The organism is Klebsiella sp. Lac1, assembly GCF_009825425.1.
GTDB lineage: Bacteria > Pseudomonadota > Gammaproteobacteria > Enterobacterales > Enterobacteriaceae > Klebsiella > Klebsiella electrica.
On sequence record NZ_VJZJ01000001.1, the window covers coordinates 681,903 to 702,293 of the forward strand.

Here is a 20,391-nt window from a genome sequence, read left to right on the forward strand (position 1 = left end):
GAGGCCATATGCGCCTGACAGTTCTCGACGACGATCCGGGTGAACGCATCGAACCCGGTCGCGGGCGTATCACGGTATACCTTGATGGTGTTGAGGTGAAGCACGTCTTCTCGGCTGATAGCGATAAAGGCGAAGTGATTGCCGCCGTGCTTGATAGCCGGGGTTACCCCACTGCCGAAAACGGCGAGGTTAAGTGCGAGACTCTGTTCGGTCATGTGAGGATAGAGCGATGCCCGCGCTGATACCTCGTGCTTGCCGCAAGCGTGGATGCCCTGGTACCACCACTGACCGCTCAGGCTATTGCGAGAAGCATCGCAATGAGGGATGGCAGCAGCATCAGCAGGGCAAGAGCAGGCACGAGCGTGGTTATGGTAGCCAGTGGGATATCAGACGTGCGCGCATCCTAAAGCGTGACAATCATCTTTGTCAAAACTGCCTGCGCCGCAAGCTTGCTGTCCCCGCCACAACCGTTGACCACATCAAGGCTAAGGCTCATGGGGGTACCGATGACGATTCGAACCTCGAAAGCCTGTGCTGGCCCTGCCATCGAACGAAAACCGGGCGTGAACGCCTCAAATGATATCTATTATCATCTTGGCAGGGGTAGAGGGGGGGGCGGGGTCAAATCCCTGACGGCAAAGGCCAAAAGGACCGCCGCCTCAGTCAATTTTTTATACCCGCGAAAAATGAAATTTAACCAGGAGTAACGCTTATGGCTGGAACGGCGGGGCGTTCCGGGCGTAGACCAAAGCCAACGGCGCGCAAGGAGTTGGCCGGTAACCCCGGCAAGCGAGCCCTGAATAAAGAAGAACCCGTATTCACTCCCATTAAGGGCGTTGCACCTCCAGACTGGTTCACCGAAGAGGAACTTCCGTTAGCGTCCATCATGTGGGAGCTGACGACCAAGGAATTATGCGGACAGGGTCTGCTCTGTGTGACCGATCTCGCGGTGCTGGAGCGCTGGTGTGTTGCATATGAATTCTGGCGCAGGGCGGTAAAAAATATTGCGGTTGATGGGCTATCTATTACCGGCGCAATGGGCGGGAAAATTAAAAACCCTGAACTGACGGCAAAAAAAGAACAGGAATCAGAAATGAGTTCTACCGGTTCAATGCTGGGGCTGGACCCCAGCAGCCGACAGCGCCTGGTCGGTCTGGCCGGGAAGAAGAAGAACGAAAACCCATTCCTGAAGATGATCACGCCATGAGCCGAAAAGCCTATCCTAACGTTAACGCCGCAAATCAGTACGCCAGGCACGTTGTCGCCGGAAAGATTCCGGCATGCCAGTATGTTATTGATGCCTGCCAGCGACATATCGACGATTTGTCAAAATCGCAGGGAAAGAAATTCAGATACCGTTTTGATAAAGATTTTGCTGAACGTGCAGCCCGGTTTATTCAGCTCCTTCCACATACGAAGGGAGAGTGGGCATTCAAACGAATGCCGATCACGCTGGAACCCTGGCAACTATTTATTATTTGCTGTTCCTTTGGATGGGTACATAAAGGGACCAGGCTACGCCGGTTCAGAGAGGTGTACACCGAAATACCTCGTAAAAACGGGAAGTCAGCAATAAGCGCCGGTGTGGCGCTTTTTTGTTTTACCTGTGACGGTGAATTTGGCGCGGAGGTTTACTCCGGTGCAACCACTGAAAAGCAGGCGTGGGAAGTATTTCGCCCTGCGAGACTGATGTGCAAACGCACGCCGCTACTCGTTGAAGCCTTTGGGATAGAGGTCAACGCCAAGAACCTCAGTCGGCCTGAAGATGGCGCCAGATTTGAACCGCTAATCGGCAATCCTGGAGACGGGCAGTCACCGCACTGCGCTATTGTTGATGAATATCACGAGCATGAAAGTGATGCTCTATATACCACAATGATCACAGGCATGGGTGCCCGCAGACAGCCGATAATGTGGGCTATAACCACTGCTGGCTATAACATTGAAGGCCCTTGCTACGATAAGCGTCGTGAAGTTATCGAAATGCTGAACGGAACGGTGCCGAATGATGAACTTTTTGGCGTCATTTACACCGTTGATGAGGGGGATGACTGGACTGATCCGGCGGTTCTTCACAAAGCCAATCCTAATATGGGGGTATCGGTTTACTCTGACTTTCTTTTAAGCCAGCAAAACAGGGCCAAAAATAACCCCCGCATGGCCGGGATATTCAAAACGAAACACCTGAATATCTGGGTCGCGGCCCGCGCTGCGTATTTCAACCTGTTAAGCTGGCGAAAATGTGAAGATCAAACTCTCACCACTGAGCAATTTGAAGGCCAGCCCTGCATTCTCTCTTTTGACCTGGCGCGCAAACTGGACATGAACTCTAAGGTTCGCTTATTTACCCGTGAGATAGACGGGAAACGGCATTACTACTGTATATCTCCACGCTTCTACGTCCCTTATGACACCGTATACAGCAATGATGTTGACGATCACCGCACCGCTGAGCGGTACCGGAAATGGGTTGAGGCTGGGCTTATCACTATCACCGATGGGGCGGAAATTGACTACCGCGTAATACTGGAAGATGCCAAGCGTGACAATCAACAGACCCCTGTTGAACAAAGCCCCATCGATCCACATGGCGCGACAAACTTATCCCATCATCTGGCTGACGAACAGCTTAACCCGATAACCATTATCCAGAATTACACCAATATGTCGGACCCGATGAAAGAACTTGAGGCTGCTGTAGAGTCCGGGCGTTTTCATCATGACGGTAATCCGATAATGACCTGGTGTATTTCAAACGTCGTAGGTAAGCATCTGCCTGGAAATGATGATGTGGTGAGGCCGATAAAAGAGCAGAACGAAAACAAAATAGACGGTGCCGTAGCCTTAATAATGGCCATAGGTCGCGCAATGCTCAATGAGGAACGCGATTTCCTGTCTACTCTCGACCCGGATGAAGGGCTTTTAATTATATGAAAACACTTATCACTGATGCAATTGGGCTGGCCGGGTTCGGTTCGCTCGCTGCTGGTGTATATCTACAGTTCGGGCTGGCGCTATCTCTGATGATATCAGGTGGCCTGATACTGCTTTATGCGCTGGTGGCGGCAATGAGGGGGAAAAATGCTTCTTGATGCCTTGTTCCGTAGTGAGCCTCTGGAAAACCCCAGCACACCGATCTCGGGGGAATCAGCAGAAACAGATAATATTTTTGCCCGTGACGTGTTTGTCAGCCCGGAAACAGCGATGAAGCTGGCTGCGGTGTATGCGTGTATTTACGTTATCTCTTCGAATATCGCTCAGATGCCACTGCATGTTATGCGGAAAACCAATAATAAGGTTGAAGCTGCACGCGACCACGGTGTGTTTTACCTGCTTCACGATGAACCGAATATATGGCAGACCAGCTATAAATGGCGCGAGTTAAAGCAGCGCCACATTCTAGGCTGGGGTAATGGTTACACATGGGTTAAGCGCTCCCGACGTGGAGAGGTTTCCGGACTTGAATGCTGTATGCCTTGGGAGACGACGTTACTTAATACTGGCGGACGCTACACCTATGGAGTTTACAACGAAGAGGGGGCATTTGCCGTCAATCCCGATGATATGGTGCATATCCGGGCGCTGGGTAATAACCAGAAGATGGGGCTCAGCCCAATTATGCAGCATGCCGAGACCATAGGTATGGGGATGAGCGGGCAGAAATATACCAGCTCGTTCTTTAACGGAAATGCAAGGCCTGCCGGGATTATTTCAGTCAAACAAGATTTGAATAAAGAAAGTTGGGGATGGCTTAAAGAGCAGTGGCAGAAAGCTACTGCAGCTTTACGCAGTCAGGAAAACAAAACATTACTTCTCCCGGCACAACTGGATTACAAAGCGCTCACAGTTTCCCCGGTCGATGCCCAAATTATCGAGATGTCGAAACTAAACCGTTCAATGATTGCAGGAATATTCAACGTTCCGGCACACATGATCAACGACCTCGAAAAAGCCACGTTCTCAAACATTACGCAGCAGGCCATTCAGTTTGTCCGATACACGATCATGCCGTGGGTGACGAACTGGGAGCAGGAACTTAACCGCCGCCTGTTTACCCGTGCTGAGCTGGCCGCCGGATATTACGTCAGGTTCAACCTTACTGGTCTGCTTCGCGGTACCCCGCAGGAGCGCGCGCAGTTCTACCACTTCGCGATCACTGATGGCTGGATGAGCCGCAATGAGGCGCGAGCCTTCGAAGATATGAATCCGGTAGATGGCCTGGATGAAATGCTGGTGAGCGTTAACGCCGCGAACCCGGCAGACGATTTTAAGGCACCAAAAACCGATGAGGAAAAGCCCAATGAATGACCGTGAAACGCGCTGTTACAGCGGGGAGGTCAGAGCCGAGCAACGCACCGATGAACCTACCCGCATTCTGGGCTATGGCTCGGTATTCAACAGCCGTTCTGAACCCCTATGGGGATTCCGCGAAATTATCAAGCCCGGAGCATTTGACGATGTGCTGAATGATGATGTTCGCGGGCTGTTTAACCATGACCCCAATTTTATTCTCGGACGGAGCGCCGCCGGAACGCTGTCCTTGTCAGTCGACGATCGCGGCCTGCGTTACGACATTACAGCACCGGATACGCAGACTATCCGCGATCTGGTGCTGGCGCCTATGCTGCGCGGTGATATTAACCAGTCGTCCTTTGCTTTTCGGGTAGCCCATGACGGTGAAAACTGGTACCAGGACGATGAAGGGATTGTTATTCGTGAAATATCGAAGTTTTCCCGGCTGTTTGATGTCAGCCCGGTGACCTATCCAGCATATCAGGAGGCCGATTCTGGCGTCCGATCAATGAAAGCCTGGCAGGAGGCGCGCAACAGCGGCGCGCTACAGAACGCCATTAATCAACGAATGGCGCGCGAGCGCCTGCTGACCCTTCTTAACGCGTAAGGAAAAAACATGAAACTGCATGAAATGAAGCAAAAACGTAATACCATCGCCAGCGATATGCGCGCACTGCATGAAAAAATTGGTGATACGGCCTGGACTGATGAGCAGCGTACTCAGTGGCAGGCGTCTAAAACTGAGCTGGATAGCCTGGATGAGCGTATTTCTCGCGAAGAGGAATTACGCCGACAGGATCAGAGCTATATTGAAGTGAATGAGCAGGAGCAGCGCCAGCAGCAAAACCAGAACCAGGGAACACCAGAAGCGCAGGCAGAAGCGCGTCGTGCTCTGGCGTTTGATAAATATTTACGCCAGGGTTTTTCTGAGTTGTCAGCTGAAGAACGCCAGGCTGTAAAAGAGCATCGTGCTCAGGGCGTATCACCTGACGAGAAAGGCGGCTATACCGTCCCTACGCAAATGCTGAACAAAATCGTTGATGCGATGAAAGCATATGGCGGTATCGCAAGTGTCGCCCAAATCCTCAACACTTCTAACGGGCAGGATATTACCTGGTCAACCTCTGATGGTACCTCTGAAGAAGGCGAGCTTCTGGCCGAAAACTCGGCGGCTTCTGAAGGTGATGTGACCTTTGGTACCGCTGTTCTTGGGGCCAAAAAACTTTCTTCAAAAATCATTCGCGTGTCCAATGAGCTGCTTCAGGATAGCGGTGTTGATATTGAAGCCTACCTCGCTGGCCGAATTGCCCAGCGCATTGGCCGCGGCGAGGCGAAATATCTGATTCAGGGAACGGGTGCCGGCACACCGACTCAGCCCAAGGGGCTGTCAGCATCTGTAACCGGCACGGTGAATACGGCATCGGCAACTGCGTTTACCTGGAAAGAGATGAATGCGTTGCGCCATGCTGTCGATCCGGCCTATCGCACTGCTCCGCAAATTCGCTGGGCCTTTAACGATAAAACCCTGCAGGTTGTGGAAGAGATGGAGGACAACCAGGGGCGTCCTCTTTGGTTACCTTCTATTATCGGTGGCGCCCCTGCTACCGTTCTGAACGTTCCCTACGTCGTGGATCAGGGTATCGCTGACCTCGGCGCCGGAAATAAATTTATCTATTTCGGTGATTTTAACCGCTTCATCATCCGCCGTGTGACCTATATGACCCTGAAACGGCTGGTGGAGCGTTACGCAGAGTATGACCAGACTGCGTTCCTGGCATTCCATCGTTTTGACTGCGTACTGGAAGATACTGCAGCCATCAAAGCGCTGGTGGGTAAACCGGCATCTGGCGGCTAAGGCAATAATCAGCTTCAATCTCCACCGCTACGGCGGTTTTTTTGTGCCCGCAGTTCGCTGCGGGCCAGGGAAAAAACATGAGCACAACGATTGAGAAGTTACGGGCTCAGTGTCGGATCGATATTGACGATACAACGGAAGATGAGTTGCTGAAGCTCTATTTTGGTTCTGCGCGACGTAAGGCAGAAAACTTCATTAACCGCAAACTTTATGAAGATGAAGTGCCAGAAACCGATCCTTATGGGCTGCTGATTGCTGACGATATTTTATTGGCGCTGATGCTGCTGGTAGGGCACTGGAATGAGAGTCGCGAAGAAGCTTCCGATGTTAATAAGATGAGCATCCCCTTCGGCTTTACCTCGCTGCTTGAACCCTATCGATTTATTCAGTTGTAGGAGAATTTATGCAGGCAGGACGATTACGGCACCGCGTCACCATCCAAAATTTCACAACCTCCAGAACGCCTTCTGGCCAGCCAGTTGAAAATTGGGAAGATGGGAAAACCATCTGGGCCGAGGTTAAGGGGATAAGTGGTCGGGAGTTGTTAGCCGCTGGCGTCGAGCATGCCGATGCGACAATCCGAGTATGGGTGCGTTTTCGCAGGGATATTTCAGCCACATCCCGATTGAAGGTACGCACTGGCCCGTTTAAAGGTGCAATTCTTAACGTCACGGGACCTCCGGTTCCGGATATCAAAGGTACCCGGCTGGAAATTCTCTGCAAAAAGGGGACCGAAAAATGATTGATGTGAATCTGGATTTTTCCGGCTTACAGGATATTGCCCGAGATCTGCAAACCCTCAGCAAGGCCGAAAACAATAAAGTCCTCCGGGATTCGACCCGCGCCGGGGCTGAAGTCCTCAGGAAGGAAGTGATTGATCGGGCCCCTGAGAAAACCGGGAAGCTGAAGAAAAACGTTGTTGTCGTCACTCAGAAAAGCCGCCGCCGTGGCGAAATCTCATCCGGGGTGCACATTCGTGGCGTTAACCCGCAAACGGGGAACAGTGACAACACCATGAAGGCCAGCAATAAGCGGAATGCTTTCTACTGGCGCTTTGTTGAGCTGGGAACGGCAACGGCCCCCGCACATCCTTTTGTCCGTCCTGCGTTCGATACCCGCATCGAGGAAGCCGCCCAGGTTGCGATGAACCGAATGAATACGGCTATTGATGAGGTTCTGGCTAAATGACAGAGGATGATATTTATACCCTGCTGGTTCCGCTGGCCGATGGTCGGGTTTATCCCTATGTGGTTCCGCTGGGGAGCGACAATCTTCCAGCGGTCGCTACTCCCTACATCATCTTTTCGATCCCGACAGATGTTGGCGGGGATGTGTTCTGCGGGCAGGCGGAATCGACACTGCACATTCAGGTCGATGTCTGGGCCAAAACGAACGACGAGGCCAGGGCGTTGCGGCTTGAGGCCCTTTCCCGACTGGAAGTTCTTTCACCCGCCGAAGTGACAAAAATCCCTGGCTACGACACAACAACCCATCTTTATCGGGCAACGCTTGAAATAACGGTCATTGCCTGACAAAAACCAATCCAATCCGACCGCCACTCGCGGTTTTTTTCATTTATGGAGGCTGCAATGTCAGCACTATTTGAACGCGCCCAAAAAACGGTAGTAATGATTACCTCAGTGCCGGTCACTGCGGCAGAACTGGACACGGCGACCTGGTTAAACCTGAGTTGCACTATCAAACAGGCCAGCTTTACCGCCGGTCAGAAAAACGATATTGACGTGACAACGCTATGCTCTGACGAAACGGAAAATATCAACGGCCTTCCGGCACCGTCTGAAATGTCTCTTTCTGGTAACTTCTACCGCAACCCGGCACAGGATGCCCTACGCGCGGCTTACGATAACGACGGCGTTTATGGATTTAAGGTTATTTTCCCGTCTGGAAATGGGTTCCTGATGCGTTCTGAGGTGCGTCAGCACACCTGGGATTCTCAGACCAATGGTGTGGTGGCCGCAACGTTCTCACTGCGCCTGAAAGGCAAACCATCCAATATTAATGCCCCAGGAATTCTGTCTTTCGCTACAGACCTTCCGGCTTCCCAGACAGTCGCGGCAGGAAGCGCCCTGACAATGGGTGTTGTCGTTCAGGGCGGCACAGCACCTTATACCTACGTCTGGAAAAAAGGTTCCTCAACCGTCAGCGGGCAGACCAGCGCCACTTTCAATAAGGCCAGCGCCGTATCAGGTGACGCCGGGGTTTATTCATGCGTGGTTACTGATGCCGATGGCACCGTTATTACTTCTGCTGACCACACCGTCACCATCAGTTAATGGAGCGCCGGGAAACCGGCGATAAACTTAATGGCAAAACAGAATCTTAAAGCGCTTGCACTGGCCCCTATGGCGGGTTTTCGCAAAAAATCAGTCACCGTTCCGGAGTGGGATAACGCAGAAGTTATCATTCGCGAACCGTCGGCTGAAGCCTGGATACGCTGGCAGGGGATCGCCAGCAAACTACCGGAAGGACAGGAAGCGCCAGAGGTTCCAGAACTGACCCCTTCAGAACGTGCTTTCCGCACGATGCGGGCAGATGTCACGCTGTTTATTGATATTTTACTGGATACTGACCTGCAGTACGTTTTCACCGTCGATGACACCGAACAAGTTGAAGCGATTTACGGGCCTGTTCATTCCCGGCTGTTGAAACAGGCGCTTGATCTCATTCGTGACGCGGATGATGCCAAAGCAAAGTAAAAATGCCTGGCATGCAGTTTCTGATGGCGCTGGCGCTCCGGATGGGCCGCACGCTGGGCGAACTGCGACAGACCATGACGGTTGGCGAATTCAGGATGTGGGCTGAATACGACCGTCTCAGCCCGATTGGTGATGTGCGTGGCGATATTCTCAATGCTCAGCTGGTTTCAGCGATGTACGGTGCGCAGGGCGGTAAAGTCACCATTGAAGACGCTCAACTCCAGTGGAGCGCAGAAGAAGACGAAGTAAGCGACGGCGGCGATCCATTTGCCGGGTTAGAGGCAGCGCTTCTTGCTGCCTCAGCATGATATTACAAAATCAGGTAGTCAGTTATAATTCGTGTAGATGCCATTTTTAACTGGTGTTATGTTATTTTTTTTACACACGGAGTGCTTTCGATGACTACTACTGGTTGGATTTTATTATTTGTTTTCGCTCGTCTTGTTGATCTTGTTATTTGGTATTTTCTTAACAGAGGAAGCGTAAGGGCAAATGATCAGATCGCTATGCTTAAAGAAATTTCTAAAAAGCAAAGTGCTCAAATTGATCTTCTTATTGCGCTTGCTCATAAAAAAGATGAACCAGAAAAAGATTACCTCGAAGAAGCCAGGAAAAAAGCTGGTTTAATTTAATTATACTTAAATCATGAAAACCCCGCAGTGCGGGGTTTTTTGTTTCTGAGGAAATGAAATGGCAACCCTGCGTGAACTTATCATTAAAGTTTCTGCTAACTCTCAGTCTTTTCAGACAGAGATTGCCCGCGCGTCACGTATGGGGGCTGATTATTATAAGACAATGCAGAGTGGTGGTCGGCAAGCCGCTGCTGCATCAAAAGATACCCGCCGAGCATTGTCTGAGTTGACCGATCAAATGGAGTCAGCAAAATCTTCAGCGATGTCTCTTGCGGGAGCATTTGCTGGTGCCTTTGCTACCGGACACCTCATTTCACTGGCTGATGAATGGAATTCTGTTAATGCTCGCTTAAAGCAGGCGTCTCAGTCTACGGATGATTTCTCGTCTTCCCAGCGCCTGCTGATGGATATAAGCCAAAAAACTGGCACGGCATTTTCTGATAATGCCAATCTTTTTTCTCGCTCTGCGGCATCAATGCGTGAGTTCGGCTACAGCTCAACAGAAGTATTGCAGATTACCGAGGCTATCTCTACAGGGCTGAAACTTTCAGGGGCCAATGCCCAAGAGTCCAGCTCTGTCATTACTCAGTTCAGTCAAGCCCTGGCACAGGGCGTGCTCCGTGGCGAAGAGTTTAATGCGGTAAATGAAAGCGGAGATCGTGTTATTCGTGCCCTGGCTGCTGGTATGGGCGTTGCACGTAAAGACCTGAAAGGTATGGCTGATCAGGGGAAACTTACCATTGATAAAGTTGTACCTGCACTAATTAGCCAACTTGGAAAACTTCGCGACGAATATGGAGAATTACCACAAACAGTTTCTTCGTCTGCGACAAAAATCGAAAATGCTTTCATGCAATGGGTTGGCGGCGCTAATGAAGCAAGTGGAGCTACACGCACTTTAACTGGTTTACTTAATGGTGTGGCTGAAAATATTGACACCGTTGCCACTGCTGCTGGTGTGCTGGTTGCTGTTGGCGTAAGTCGATATTTTGGAGGTATGACTTCGGGGGCTTATTCAGCAACAGCTGGAATAATTAACGCAGCAAAAAGCGAAGTAGCGTTAGCTGAAGCTCAAGTCAGAGGGACCCAGATTTCTACAGCGCGAGCACGCGCAGCACTATATCGGGCCCAGCAAGCCCTGTCCGCAGCACGCGGAACCGACGCACAAACCGTCGCGGAGAATAGACTGTCGTTGGCACAGGAATCTTTGAACCGAAATATACAGGCAAGAATTGCTGCCCAATCAGCCTTGAACTCTGTTACATCGGTAGGTTCAAGGCTCATGGGGGGAGCACTAGGGCTTGTTGGCGGCATACCTGGACTGGTGCTTCTCGGAGCTGGCGCTTGGTACACAATGCATCAGAATCAGGAGCAGGCCCGCCTTTCAGCTCAGGACTACGCAAAAACTATCGATGAAGTCAGGGAAAAGACCAAATCAATGTCCTTACCTGAGGCATCTGATAATGAGGAAAAAACGAGACAATCTCTTGATGAGCAAAACCGACTCATTGACGCCCAGTCCTCTAAAGTTAAAAGCCTCAAGGAAGAAATAGCTGGTTATCAGTACATTTTGGCAAACCCTGGCCCTACAACCAGCGGAGGTTTCATGATTAATCATCTTACCTCTGTTGAAACCGCTACTCGAGGGCTTGAAGATGCCACTTCAGCACTTGCTGTAGAGCAGGAACGTCTGTCGCAAATGCAGGCTAAATCTGAATCTATACAGTCGGTTCTTGAAGGACTCGAACATCGCCGGATTACATTGATTCGGCAGCAGGCTGCAGAACAGAACGCTGCATATCAGTCATTGATAATGATGAATGGTCAGCATACAGAATTTAACCGCCTTCTGGGGCTTGGTAATAACTTACTGATGGCGCGACAAGGATTAGTTAATGCGCCGATGCGAATGCCCCAGTCAGATTTAACATCACAACAAACAAATGCGCTTGAGAAGAGTCGCCGCGATTTAGCGCTTTCAAAGCTCAAAGGTGAAGCAAAAGAGAGAGCCAGACTGGGATATGCTGCTGATGACCTGGGATTAACTAACGATCCGCAGTATCAGACTGGAAGGCAGGAGCTTGTTAATAATGGACTTGCCGAGTGGAGAAATAATGAAGCGAATAAGCCAAAAAGAAAAGGTCCAAAAACTGATGAAGAAAAAGCAGAGGATGTTTATAAGCGACTGCTAAAACAGCAGCGGGAACAAATAGCCCTCGCAAGCCAGAATACCGAACTGGCAAAAGTAAAATATCAGGTAACTCAGGGTGAATTGCACACCCTCGAACAAGCCAAAAAAGAAACTCTTCTTCATAATGCTGCGCTTATCGATCAGAAAAATATTGCCGAACAGTTGAAAACCTTCCGCGAAGGACTGGCCGACAGTAACGCCGCCGCTCGTGATCGGGGGAATATTGATTTCCTTGGTGCAGGAATGGGCGACAAGGCCCGTGACCGCATGAAGGAAATGGCTGATATTCGTACTGATTTCCTCAAACAGCAACGAGAGCTTCAACGTGACTTCAGTAAAGGGCAGATATCCGAAGACCTGTATAAGAAACAAACTGAGGCGTTGAAAACTGCACTTGATGAGCGCCTGACAATACAGGAGGACTATTACAAAAAGGTTGACGAGAAGCAATCTGACTGGCGTGCCGGAATTAGCGATTCGCTGATGAACTACGCTGATCAGGCTACTGACCTCAGTTCAATGGCAGCATCAGCGACCAGCGAGATTCTCAATAACACCACGAACTCCATTTCCAACAACCTGACCAGTGTTCTGACTGGTGCGACTTCGTTCAAGGATGGCATGTCGAATATCTTCAGCTCTCTGGGCGAAACGGTGATTCAGACGCTGATCCAGATGGCAACACAGGCGTTAATCACCAAAGCGATTATGGCGTCGTTCGGTGGTGCTGCTGGTGGGATGTTCGGTAGTCTTTTTGGTGGAGCCGGTGGAGCTGCAAGTAGTGGAACTGCGCTGCAAAGCTTCGGATCGTCTTTTTCCTTTAACGCCCTCGGCGGTGTCTACGATTCGCCGTCACTTTCTGCATACAGCGGCGGCGTATACAGCACTCCGCAGTATTTTGCCTTTGCGAAAGGGGCTGGCGTGTTCGGTGAAGCTGGCCCGGAAGCAATTATGCCGCTGACCCGTGGCGCTGATGGTTCGCTGGGGGTTCGTGCTGTTGGGCGTGAGTCACCGGCAGTCCAGGATGCCGCAAGGCAGATTGAGGCGCAACCACGAATCGCGGTCAGTGTGGATGCCCGTAGCACGTTTAGCGGGCAACCTGATGACGCAACGATGCTGGCAGTAGAGCGTCGGAATGCCGCGTTAAAGCATGAAATTATTAACGAGTTAGCAGCTGAAGTGATTAAACCGCAAAAGAGATTTGGACGGGCTATTTACTCTAATCTTCAGGCTAAAAGACCAGACTGATTACCTGCCAGGAGGAAATGTTAATGGCAGATATTATCTACCCGGATGAGTACCTGCCCATGCCGCTGATGGACGGGTACGGGTTTAAGCCTGTATCGCCATTATTACGCACGGAATTAACCTCCGGTCGCTCCAGGCAGCGACGGCGATATACTTCAACACCCACTCAGGCATCAGTTAAATGGATTTTTCAGACTGACGCGCTGGCGCAGGTGTTTGAAGCTTTTTTCCGTGATGCTCTTAAAGATGGTGAATACTGGTTTTATCTGAAACTCCAGACCCCCATTGGGGTAAAGCCCTATAGAGCCAGGTTCGTGGATATTTACGAAGGGCCGACGCTGGTGGCACCAAAATACTGGCAGTACAGCGCAACGCTGGAGTTATGGGAGCGTCCGTTACCGCCTGCGGGTTGGGGAAATTACCCGGAATGGCTCGCTGGGCAGTCATTACTCGATATTGCACTGAATAAAGAGTGGCCTAAACATGGAGATACTTGAGCGGCTTTACGCCAGCAGTGGTTCGGAGGTAATTCATGACACGCTGGAAATTACAACTGGACAGGAAACATACCGACTGACTCAGGGATACGACGATATAAGTGTGACGCTTGAAGATGGTCAGCTGGCGACGTTCGAAGCCTGCGCGATTGATATCGCACTTCCTGCACGTAATACCGATGGCACACAGGATTTGAAATTTGCCATCAGCAACATCGACGGCGTTGTTTCACGGGCGATTGATAAGATTCTGGATGAACAGAAATCAGCAAAACTGACTTTTCGCCGGTACGTTTCCACTGATTTATCAGCGCCAGCCGCAGCGCCATACATGCTTGATGTTAAAAACGGCTCATGGACGCCGACAGCGGTTCAGATAACCGCCGGGTATATGAACATTCTGAAAACCGCGTGGCCCCGTAATCGTTACAACCTCGTTGATCATCCCGGTCTGCGCTATCTGTCCTGAGGTTCATCTATGTTTCAACCTGAAAAATATCTTTCAGTCAAATGGCTGAAGGGGGGCCGCGCTTACCCTGAGCTTGACTGTTTCGGCATTGTGAATGAAATCCGCGCAGACCTTGGGTTACCCCTCTGGCCTGATTTTGCAGGGGTGACAAAAGACGGCGGTGGCCTGGACCGCGAGGCAAGAAAGTTGATGCGCTCTCTTGAGCGCTGCGAACCCTGTGAGGGGGCGGGAGTGGCATGTTACTCCGGCTCTGTCGTGACGCATGTCGGTATCGTGGTCTGGCTGGATAATCAGCTTCAGGTTGCCGAGTGTAATCACGGCACTAACGTAACATTCCTCCCCCTCAATCGTTTTATTCGTCGATTTTACCGTGTGGAGTTCTGGCGATAATGACTATCCGATTCTATCCGTCACGCCTGCCCGGTGAACCTCTGGCGAAGCGTGAACACGCTGAAATGACCCTGCATGACTGGCTGCGAAAAAACGTTCCCAGTTATGCGCCTGGCAAAACGCACCCGATCGCGGTTGAAGTTAACGGACGACCCGTCCCGCCTGCTGAGTGGCCATTATGCTATTTACGTGCAGATAGTGATGTTCGTATTTACCCCGTCCCCTATGGTACCGGACTGGAAATTGCTGCCTGGGCAGCGGTGGCTGTCACTGTAGCCTCTGCTGCATACAGCATCATTATGATGTCCCAACTCGGGAAAACAGGAGCATCGACCGCTAACGGCGACCAGCTGGATTTAACCCCCGCAAAGGCTAACACTGCAAAACTCGGGAGTCCAATTCGGGAGGTGTTCGGGCGCTGCAAAGTTTACCCGGATTACCTGGTCCAGCCCGTCAGTCGGTTCGACCCGAATGATCCGCAGATTTATCGCACCGAGCTGTTTTTATCCGTGGCATACGGTGATTACGCTGATTTCCGCAACACAGTAAAAATCGGCAACACACCACTTTCCTCATTCGGGGATGATGCCTCTGTAACGATTTATCCACCCGGCGCTGACGTCAGCGGCGATCGCAGGGCAGATAACTGGTTTAACTCAACAGAAGTCGGTGGTACCAACTCCGGCACTGCCGGTCTCGACCTCGCGTCCACGGGGCCGGGGAGGGTGAGTATCAGCGCTGCGGCGGTTGCCGTTTCCGGGGATGCCGTTACGCTGATTGGTCAGACAGCAGACGACGATTCAGGAAACGATACGTCGGTCCCTGAGTCGTGGAAAGCGGGTACTGTCATTACCATCGTGACGCCTGACACCTTCACTGTCAGCAATGACGGTGGCCGAACGGCTATCCATGGCGATTTTACGGAGCTTAACCCGGTTGTAGGTCAGGCGGTGAGCCTGCACTGGACGAACTACGATTACGATCTTTTTGTGTCGTCGTTTACGCCTGGTTCCCCGGCTGTTCCCGGCGTCGGCGGTTCAGCGGCATCTCTGACCGCTTCAGCCGCGCCGACCACGTATGATTTCAGCGCATCCCCTGTCTCGTTCACGCTGACCTGGTCAGGACATAGCTATGTGATTTCCCTGTCGGCGAATTATCTCACGATGGCTGCGTTGCTCGATACCATCACCGACCAGCTGACCGGGTCGGGACTTATCGCGCAGGATGCCGGTGGCCGCGTGCAGATTATTGAGAAAACCAGCCCGTGGAGCGGGCGCAGCATTGGCTACACAACGCTTCCATCTGCGGTATTCGGGGATGCTCCCGTCAACGTTGCGGGCGTGGCGTCTACCGGCGGGAGCCCGGAAATCTTACCCGCTATCACGCTGGCATGGGGTAGCGCTTCAGGAACTGCATTTTCAGGCATTCCCGACGGCACCCAGCGTATAGCGTTGAGTGCAAAAGGGGACCAGTACAAGATAACTGACATTGACGGGCTGACGATTACTGTCAGCAGGATGAAGGAGGATATTTCCGGCAATCTGGTGATTGATACCAGTTGGCCGGGATTCACCTCCCGCACGTTACTGGACGCCAGTATTACAGGTTTAAATGACTCATCGGACTGGATGGGACCATTTTTGTGCTGCCCCGATGGAGAAGTTACTACTGAAGTCGAACTGAACTTTACCTACCCACAGGGGCTGGTCGATATCGGGAGTAAAGACGGAAAAATTCACTGGCACGACGTCTGGATCACTATTCAGTATCGTCTGACCGGGACCAGCGCCTGGCAATCTGTTTCCATCAGACACGGCAATAATACCGTCAACATGATCGGCTACACCGAGAGGATTGCATTCCCGACGCCGGGAAACTATGAGATTCGTGTCAAACGTGATACGCCCGTCTGGGGCGGGACGACGCGCGATTCTGTCCAGTGGCAATCACTGAAAGCAAAGCTATCTGCCAGGCCAGTCAGGTACCAGAACATCACCACGATGGCGATTACCCTGCGGACTGGTCCTCGCCTGGCATCTCAGTCCGATCGGCGCGTCAGTGCGGTTATCAACAGGCTGTATGATGGCAGCCCGTCGCGCAGTATTTCCGGCGGGTTTTACTATCTCGCCCGCAGCCTGGGGTACAGCGACAGCCAGATCGATATCGCGTCTATTAACCAACTGGAGGCGACATACTGGACACCACGCGGGGAGTATTTTGATTATGTGGCTGACAGCGACAGCACATCGGCAAAGGATATTTTCGACCGTATCACCGAAGCCGGGATGGGTTACTTCCTTCTGTCAGACGGTAAGATTTCGGCGGGTAGGGAGGGAATAAAAAGCTGGGCCGGGATGATCACCCCGCAGGAAATGACTGAGGAAATGCAGACAACTTTCCGCGCCGTGACGGACGATGATTTCGACGGCGTGGACGTGAAATATATCAACCCCACCACCTGGGCAGAGGAAACTGTGCAGTGCCGGACGCCGGATAATCCGGTACCGCGAAAAGTTGAATCGCACTCGCTGGATATGGTGATGAGTGCAGACAGGGCATACCGCATCGGCATGCGCCGGTTGATGAAGCACATTCATCAGCGACGGACATATTCAACGTCAACGGAAATGGATGCCTGGTGCTATCAGTTCAGTGATCGCCTGGTGCTGGCCGATGATATTCCGACATCAGGAACTATCAGCTGTCTGATTGAACACAGGGAATATGATTCAGAGAAAATCACTCTGTTTGTGACTGAACCGCTCAGCCGTGGTTATGCCAGTCCGCGTTGCTGGATACGGTTCCAGGACGGAAGGGCATCGCGACTGCTGGTGCCGACGTTAATTGACGATTACACGCTCACCGTACCCTACAGCGCCGATCTTGAGCCTGAACTCTGGATTTTTGACGATCCGAGCGTTGAGCCGCCGAGATTGCTGTTTTGCGAAAGCGAACAGCGCGCGCGACATGGTTTAGTTGCTGAAATCGCGCCGTCGGATAACGGCACTTTCCAGGTGACCGCCCCGGAATATAAAGACATTTTCTACAACTATGACGACGCCACATATCCCGGCAACGTCTCGTAATACCTCATAACAACCCCTGATTAACTCTTTTCGCTTAAACCCTCGTTTAGGCGAAGCCTCTTTTTGGAGCAAAAAACATGGCCTTTAATCCGCCACTGGGGAGCACGTCTCCCGCCGTGCTGCTCGATAATGCCAAACGCCTGGATGAGTTGGCCAACGGGCCCGCTGCCATTGTTCCCGATCGTGCAGGTCAACCGCTGGATTCCTGGCGTAAAATGCAAGAAGACAATGCTGCGCTGGTGGACGAAACCCGCCAGAACCTTATCCCCCTGAGTCGTCAGTACATGACGCTGGAAGAGGCACAGGCTGATATCGCGAATATCCCGGTTGGGTCGACAACGTATTACCGCAGCCCTGACGACAGCGCCCTGGCTATTGAGGTAATCAATAACGCAGGTACGCTTGTAGCAACCGGCAGAAAAATGCCCTCAGCGATGCCTACAGGCTATCAGGCCGCAACGGCAGTCAGCAGCAGCGCTGCAAACACGGTCGCGATCACTATTCCAGGCCTGCTTGTTGACAGCAGCCTGATTTATTTCCTGTCCCCCATCCTGAATACCGGCGCGGTCAATGTCACGGTGACGGACTCGAAAGGCAACAGCGTGACTCGCTCTGTGCTAAGAAGGGCTAACGCCGTCCTGGTTGGTGGTGAGCTGATTCAATATAACCCAGTGCTAATGGTTTACCGTGGCGCACCAACTGATAATTTCATGTTGATAGCGTCCGGGGCTACGGCGTCGGAGGTGGGATCCAGCCTTGACGCATACAAGACCACTAATGACGCCCTGACCGCCACCCTGAAAAATCAGGTGCCTATCCCGGTGACGGTTAGCAGTGTTGCCGATGATATTTACACGGCAACATCATCCATCACCAGTGGTGAGCTAACGAACTGGCGACTGTTCCTGTTTACGCCGCCATCTGCAAATACAACCCGTACCCCCAAGCTGAAACTCAATGCGTGGGGTGCCTATGACATTAGACATATTAATGGCGGGCAGGTTGCTGCCGGAGACCTGGCATCAGGCCGGGCGCATCTGCTGCACTGGCACGCAGGGGCTAATCAGTTTCGGGTAATGACGTATGCCGATGAGCGAGAAAAAATTTACGGTACAGTTCTTCGCGCAACCATGACCAGCGATGCCAGTACGCCGAATGATTTATCTGTCACGGTTGATGGTTATATCGGCAATGGCACGTTGGTAGTATTGGAACCACCAGCAACGAATACCGGGGCGGTCGCCATCACTGTCGTTAACCGTTACGGCGACAAGATTGTACGCAGTGTGTTTAAGGGTGCAAACTCGCCGCTGACAGGTGGGGAGATAAAGTACGCAGAACCAGTTTTTCTGATGTATCGCGGCGCACCGCAAAACAACTTCAAAATCATTTCGTCCGGCGATTTGTCCACTCCAGTGGCAAAACTCCAGTCGGATGTTGAAACTCTCAAAGCCTCATTTACCGACCCGTATGCGAAGCTGGCGAAAAAAATTATCGGCGATGGTACGACCGCGAATACCGGGCCTTTTGGTTCGATATCGTTCACGAATGGGGTAAGGACCACAGTTAAGCGTCGGCTGGTATTTACCTCAATCGGCTCGTCAGTCGGTGTTGGAGCGGGTTCTTCTGATGGTTCCAAATTTGCGCCTAACTCGCTGTTCGTCGAGGCCATGAAAGCGCAGTTAGCCGGGTACGGTAACTTTGAGTTTATCAATGATAACCAATGTATTCCCACTCAGGCGCTACAGCAGTTTTCTGCCCAACTTCATAACTCACCATACTTCACCAGCACAAACGAGAATGACTGGCCCGATTTTGTACTCATTATTGGCGGCATGAATGATGCGCCCGTCGGGAACTTTAACAACGGGCTAACGTTCCCTGCGCAAAAAGGAAAACTTGAAGCTCTTATCGATGAGTGTAAAGCCAAAGGCGCGGTAGTGATTGTTGCTACCAGCCCACACCACAACCCACTAAGCCCGTCTGTTACGGCTATGGACTTAGGCAGCCTGAACGTTTCATGGCCTGTCAGGACGTTCAACGTTGACACAAACTATACCTTTGATGCGGCAGCGCGAACCATCAATGGCGGGGCATTCTCCTACGGGACAGACAACGCCGCTACCAGCTGGGGCGGCCAGATTCTTCAGGTAGGTCATACGCTCCGTGTATTGAGTGGTGAAAACGCGGGGGACTACACAATCTCAGCCATTTCTGCCGACCGGAACACCATCACAGTAGCAGAATCTTTCCCGGCTTCTGGTCTCATAAAGACGACTATTCGTCATATCGGTCTTAACAGCCTACGCGAAGAGATTCTAGAGCCACCTCCGTCACGATCATTTATCGAGCGGGACTGGTCTGGAAGCAGAACCAAAACCGTAGGCGCTGCCCGATTCGGCATGGTGAACAGCATGTTCCGGTCTGTGGCAAGAGATAAAGCGGTATTCCTGATGGAATGTGAAATACCGTGGTTCCGGGATGGCGTTGAAGCGCATGGTTGGGCGGCGCTGTTCGACGGTACGAACTACAACCACCCGAATGACCTCGGCTATACCGTCAGTTACAAGGCTGGCGCAGATGCAGCGGCATTTAGTCTGTGCAAACTGATTTACGGCGAAAAATACTACTTACCTTCGTGAGGAATAATTATGGCTTTCAAATTATCATCACCCAAAACCGTTCAGATTCATTATCTCAGCGGGTATCTCTGCGATAAGCAAATCGAAATCGACCTGATTTATGCCGTCGAAAGCGTCCGGCAGGACGACGCTGGTGTGGTCAAGGCTTCGCTATCCGTGCGCTACGATGACCAGGCAAAAATCATGGTGGGAGATTACCCCGTTACGCTGGATACCACATCATCAAAATCCTGGGCTGAGCAGGCAGAAGCGCAAATTATGGAGCTGGAAGAGTTTTCTGGTTCAGTTGCTTCATAAAGCCGCCTGTAGAGAAAATTGATAGCCGCAGCCTCTTTGATCTGCCTCCTGAATGAAATTACTGTATGCATAAA

At 51.7% G+C, this 20,391-nt stretch carries 23 protein-coding genes; all 23 read left to right on the forward strand.

Features of this window, described 5'->3' with window-relative positions; genetic code table 11:
- Positions 1-8: 8 nt before the first annotated feature.
- The 23 genes from FNY10_RS03275 to FNY10_RS03380 all read left to right on the forward strand — a co-directional run bounded on the left by FNY10_RS03275 (position 9) and on the right by FNY10_RS03380 (position 20,317).
- On the forward strand, positions 9-242 hold the full coding sequence (locus FNY10_RS03275; protein WP_160705095.1) for a hypothetical protein: 234 nt from the start codon (positions 9-11) through the stop codon (positions 240-242).
- A complete protein-coding gene (locus tag FNY10_RS03280) occupies positions 230-580 on the forward strand; it encodes an HNH endonuclease (RefSeq protein WP_023302592.1) in 351 nt (116 codons plus the stop codon). Before FNY10_RS03275 ends, FNY10_RS03280 begins: the two co-directional genes overlap by 13 nt.
- Before the next feature lie 132 nt (positions 581-712).
- Positions 713-1,207 (forward strand): phage terminase small subunit P27 family, encoded by a 495-nt coding sequence (locus tag FNY10_RS03285; protein ID WP_139512779.1) that lies wholly within the window; start codon positions 713-715, stop codon positions 1,205-1,207.
- Positions 1,204-2,934: a terminase large subunit gene (locus tag FNY10_RS03290; RefSeq protein WP_160705094.1), complete on the forward strand. Its 1,731-nt coding sequence runs from the start codon at positions 1,204-1,206 to the stop codon at positions 2,932-2,934. The genes FNY10_RS03285 and FNY10_RS03290 overlap by 4 nt, the downstream gene beginning before the upstream one ends.
- Positions 2,931-3,092, forward strand: coding sequence for a hypothetical protein (locus FNY10_RS26565; protein ID WP_202395559.1), 162 nt, complete (start codon positions 2,931-2,933; stop codon positions 3,090-3,092). Before FNY10_RS03290 ends, FNY10_RS26565 begins: the two co-directional genes overlap by 4 nt.
- Entirely contained in the window at positions 3,082-4,308 is a 1,227-nt protein-coding gene (locus tag FNY10_RS03295) for a phage portal protein (RefSeq protein ID WP_160705093.1), read from the forward strand. The genes FNY10_RS26565 and FNY10_RS03295 overlap by 11 nt, the downstream gene beginning before the upstream one ends.
- Positions 4,301-4,900: an HK97 family phage prohead protease gene (locus FNY10_RS03300; protein WP_135721207.1), complete on the forward strand. Its 600-nt coding sequence runs from the start codon at positions 4,301-4,303 to the stop codon at positions 4,898-4,900. Before FNY10_RS03295 ends, FNY10_RS03300 begins: the two co-directional genes overlap by 8 nt.
- 9 nt (positions 4,901-4,909) lie before the next feature.
- On the forward strand, positions 4,910-6,148 hold the full coding sequence (locus tag FNY10_RS03305; protein ID WP_160705092.1) for a phage major capsid protein: 1,239 nt from the start codon (positions 4,910-4,912) through the stop codon (positions 6,146-6,148).
- A 77-nt stretch (positions 6,149-6,225) separates the two neighbouring features.
- Complete coding sequence (locus FNY10_RS03310) at positions 6,226-6,543, forward strand: head-tail connector protein (protein ID WP_160705091.1); 318 nt, start codon at positions 6,226-6,228, stop codon at positions 6,541-6,543.
- A gap of 8 nt (positions 6,544-6,551) precedes the next feature.
- A complete protein-coding gene (locus FNY10_RS03315; RefSeq protein ID WP_160705090.1) occupies positions 6,552-6,890 on the forward strand; it encodes a phage head closure protein in 339 nt (112 codons plus the stop codon).
- Entirely contained in the window at positions 6,887-7,336 is a 450-nt protein-coding gene (locus FNY10_RS03320; protein ID WP_160705089.1) for an HK97-gp10 family putative phage morphogenesis protein, read from the forward strand. The genes FNY10_RS03315 and FNY10_RS03320 overlap by 4 nt, the downstream gene beginning before the upstream one ends.
- Positions 7,333-7,680, forward strand: coding sequence for a DUF3168 domain-containing protein (locus FNY10_RS03325; RefSeq protein ID WP_160705088.1), 348 nt, complete (start codon positions 7,333-7,335; stop codon positions 7,678-7,680). Before FNY10_RS03320 ends, FNY10_RS03325 begins: the two co-directional genes overlap by 4 nt.
- Positions 7,681-7,737: 57 nt before the next feature.
- Positions 7,738-8,442 carry an immunoglobulin domain-containing protein gene (locus FNY10_RS03330; protein ID WP_160705107.1) on the forward strand — a complete coding sequence of 235 codons (705 nt, stop codon included), beginning with the start codon at positions 7,738-7,740 and terminating at the stop codon, positions 8,440-8,442.
- Between the two features lie 30 nt (positions 8,443-8,472).
- Complete coding sequence (locus tag FNY10_RS03335; RefSeq protein WP_160705087.1) at positions 8,473-8,865, forward strand: phage tail assembly chaperone; 393 nt, start codon at positions 8,473-8,475, stop codon at positions 8,863-8,865.
- Between the two features lie 2 nt (positions 8,866-8,867).
- Positions 8,868-9,173 carry a DUF4035 domain-containing protein gene (locus FNY10_RS03340; RefSeq protein ID WP_160705086.1) on the forward strand — a complete coding sequence of 102 codons (306 nt, stop codon included), beginning with the start codon at positions 8,868-8,870 and terminating at the stop codon, positions 9,171-9,173.
- 90 nt (positions 9,174-9,263) lie between these two features.
- Entirely contained in the window at positions 9,264-9,497 is a 234-nt protein-coding gene (locus FNY10_RS03345) for a YebO family protein (RefSeq protein WP_160705085.1), read from the forward strand.
- 58 nt (positions 9,498-9,555) lie between these two features.
- Positions 9,556-12,936 carry a phage tail tape measure protein gene (locus FNY10_RS03350; protein WP_160705084.1) on the forward strand — a complete coding sequence of 1,127 codons (3,381 nt, stop codon included), beginning with the start codon at positions 9,556-9,558 and terminating at the stop codon, positions 12,934-12,936.
- A 23-nt stretch (positions 12,937-12,959) separates the two neighbouring features.
- Positions 12,960-13,433, forward strand: a complete 474-nt coding sequence (locus FNY10_RS03355; protein ID WP_160705083.1) for a hypothetical protein — start codon at positions 12,960-12,962, stop codon at positions 13,431-13,433.
- Entirely contained in the window at positions 13,420-13,902 is a 483-nt protein-coding gene (locus tag FNY10_RS03360) for a DUF1833 family protein (RefSeq protein ID WP_160705082.1), read from the forward strand. The genes FNY10_RS03355 and FNY10_RS03360 overlap by 14 nt, the downstream gene beginning before the upstream one ends.
- 9 nt (positions 13,903-13,911) lie before the next feature.
- Complete coding sequence (locus FNY10_RS03365; RefSeq protein ID WP_064367488.1) at positions 13,912-14,292, forward strand: hypothetical protein; 381 nt, start codon at positions 13,912-13,914, stop codon at positions 14,290-14,292.
- Positions 14,292-17,378 carry a host specificity factor TipJ family phage tail protein gene (locus FNY10_RS03370; protein ID WP_160705081.1) on the forward strand — a complete coding sequence of 1,029 codons (3,087 nt, stop codon included), beginning with the start codon at positions 14,292-14,294 and terminating at the stop codon, positions 17,376-17,378. Before FNY10_RS03365 ends, FNY10_RS03370 begins: the two co-directional genes overlap by 1 nt.
- Before the next feature lie 77 nt (positions 17,379-17,455).
- The gene (locus FNY10_RS03375; RefSeq protein ID WP_160726280.1) at positions 17,456-20,020 is read left to right on the forward strand and encodes a hypothetical protein; all 2,565 of its coding nucleotides are present in this window, start codon (positions 17,456-17,458) and stop codon (positions 20,018-20,020) included.
- A 9-nt stretch (positions 20,021-20,029) separates the two neighbouring features.
- Complete coding sequence (locus tag FNY10_RS03380; RefSeq protein WP_160726281.1) at positions 20,030-20,317, forward strand: hypothetical protein; 288 nt, start codon at positions 20,030-20,032, stop codon at positions 20,315-20,317.
- Positions 20,318-20,391 lie beyond the last annotated feature (74 nt).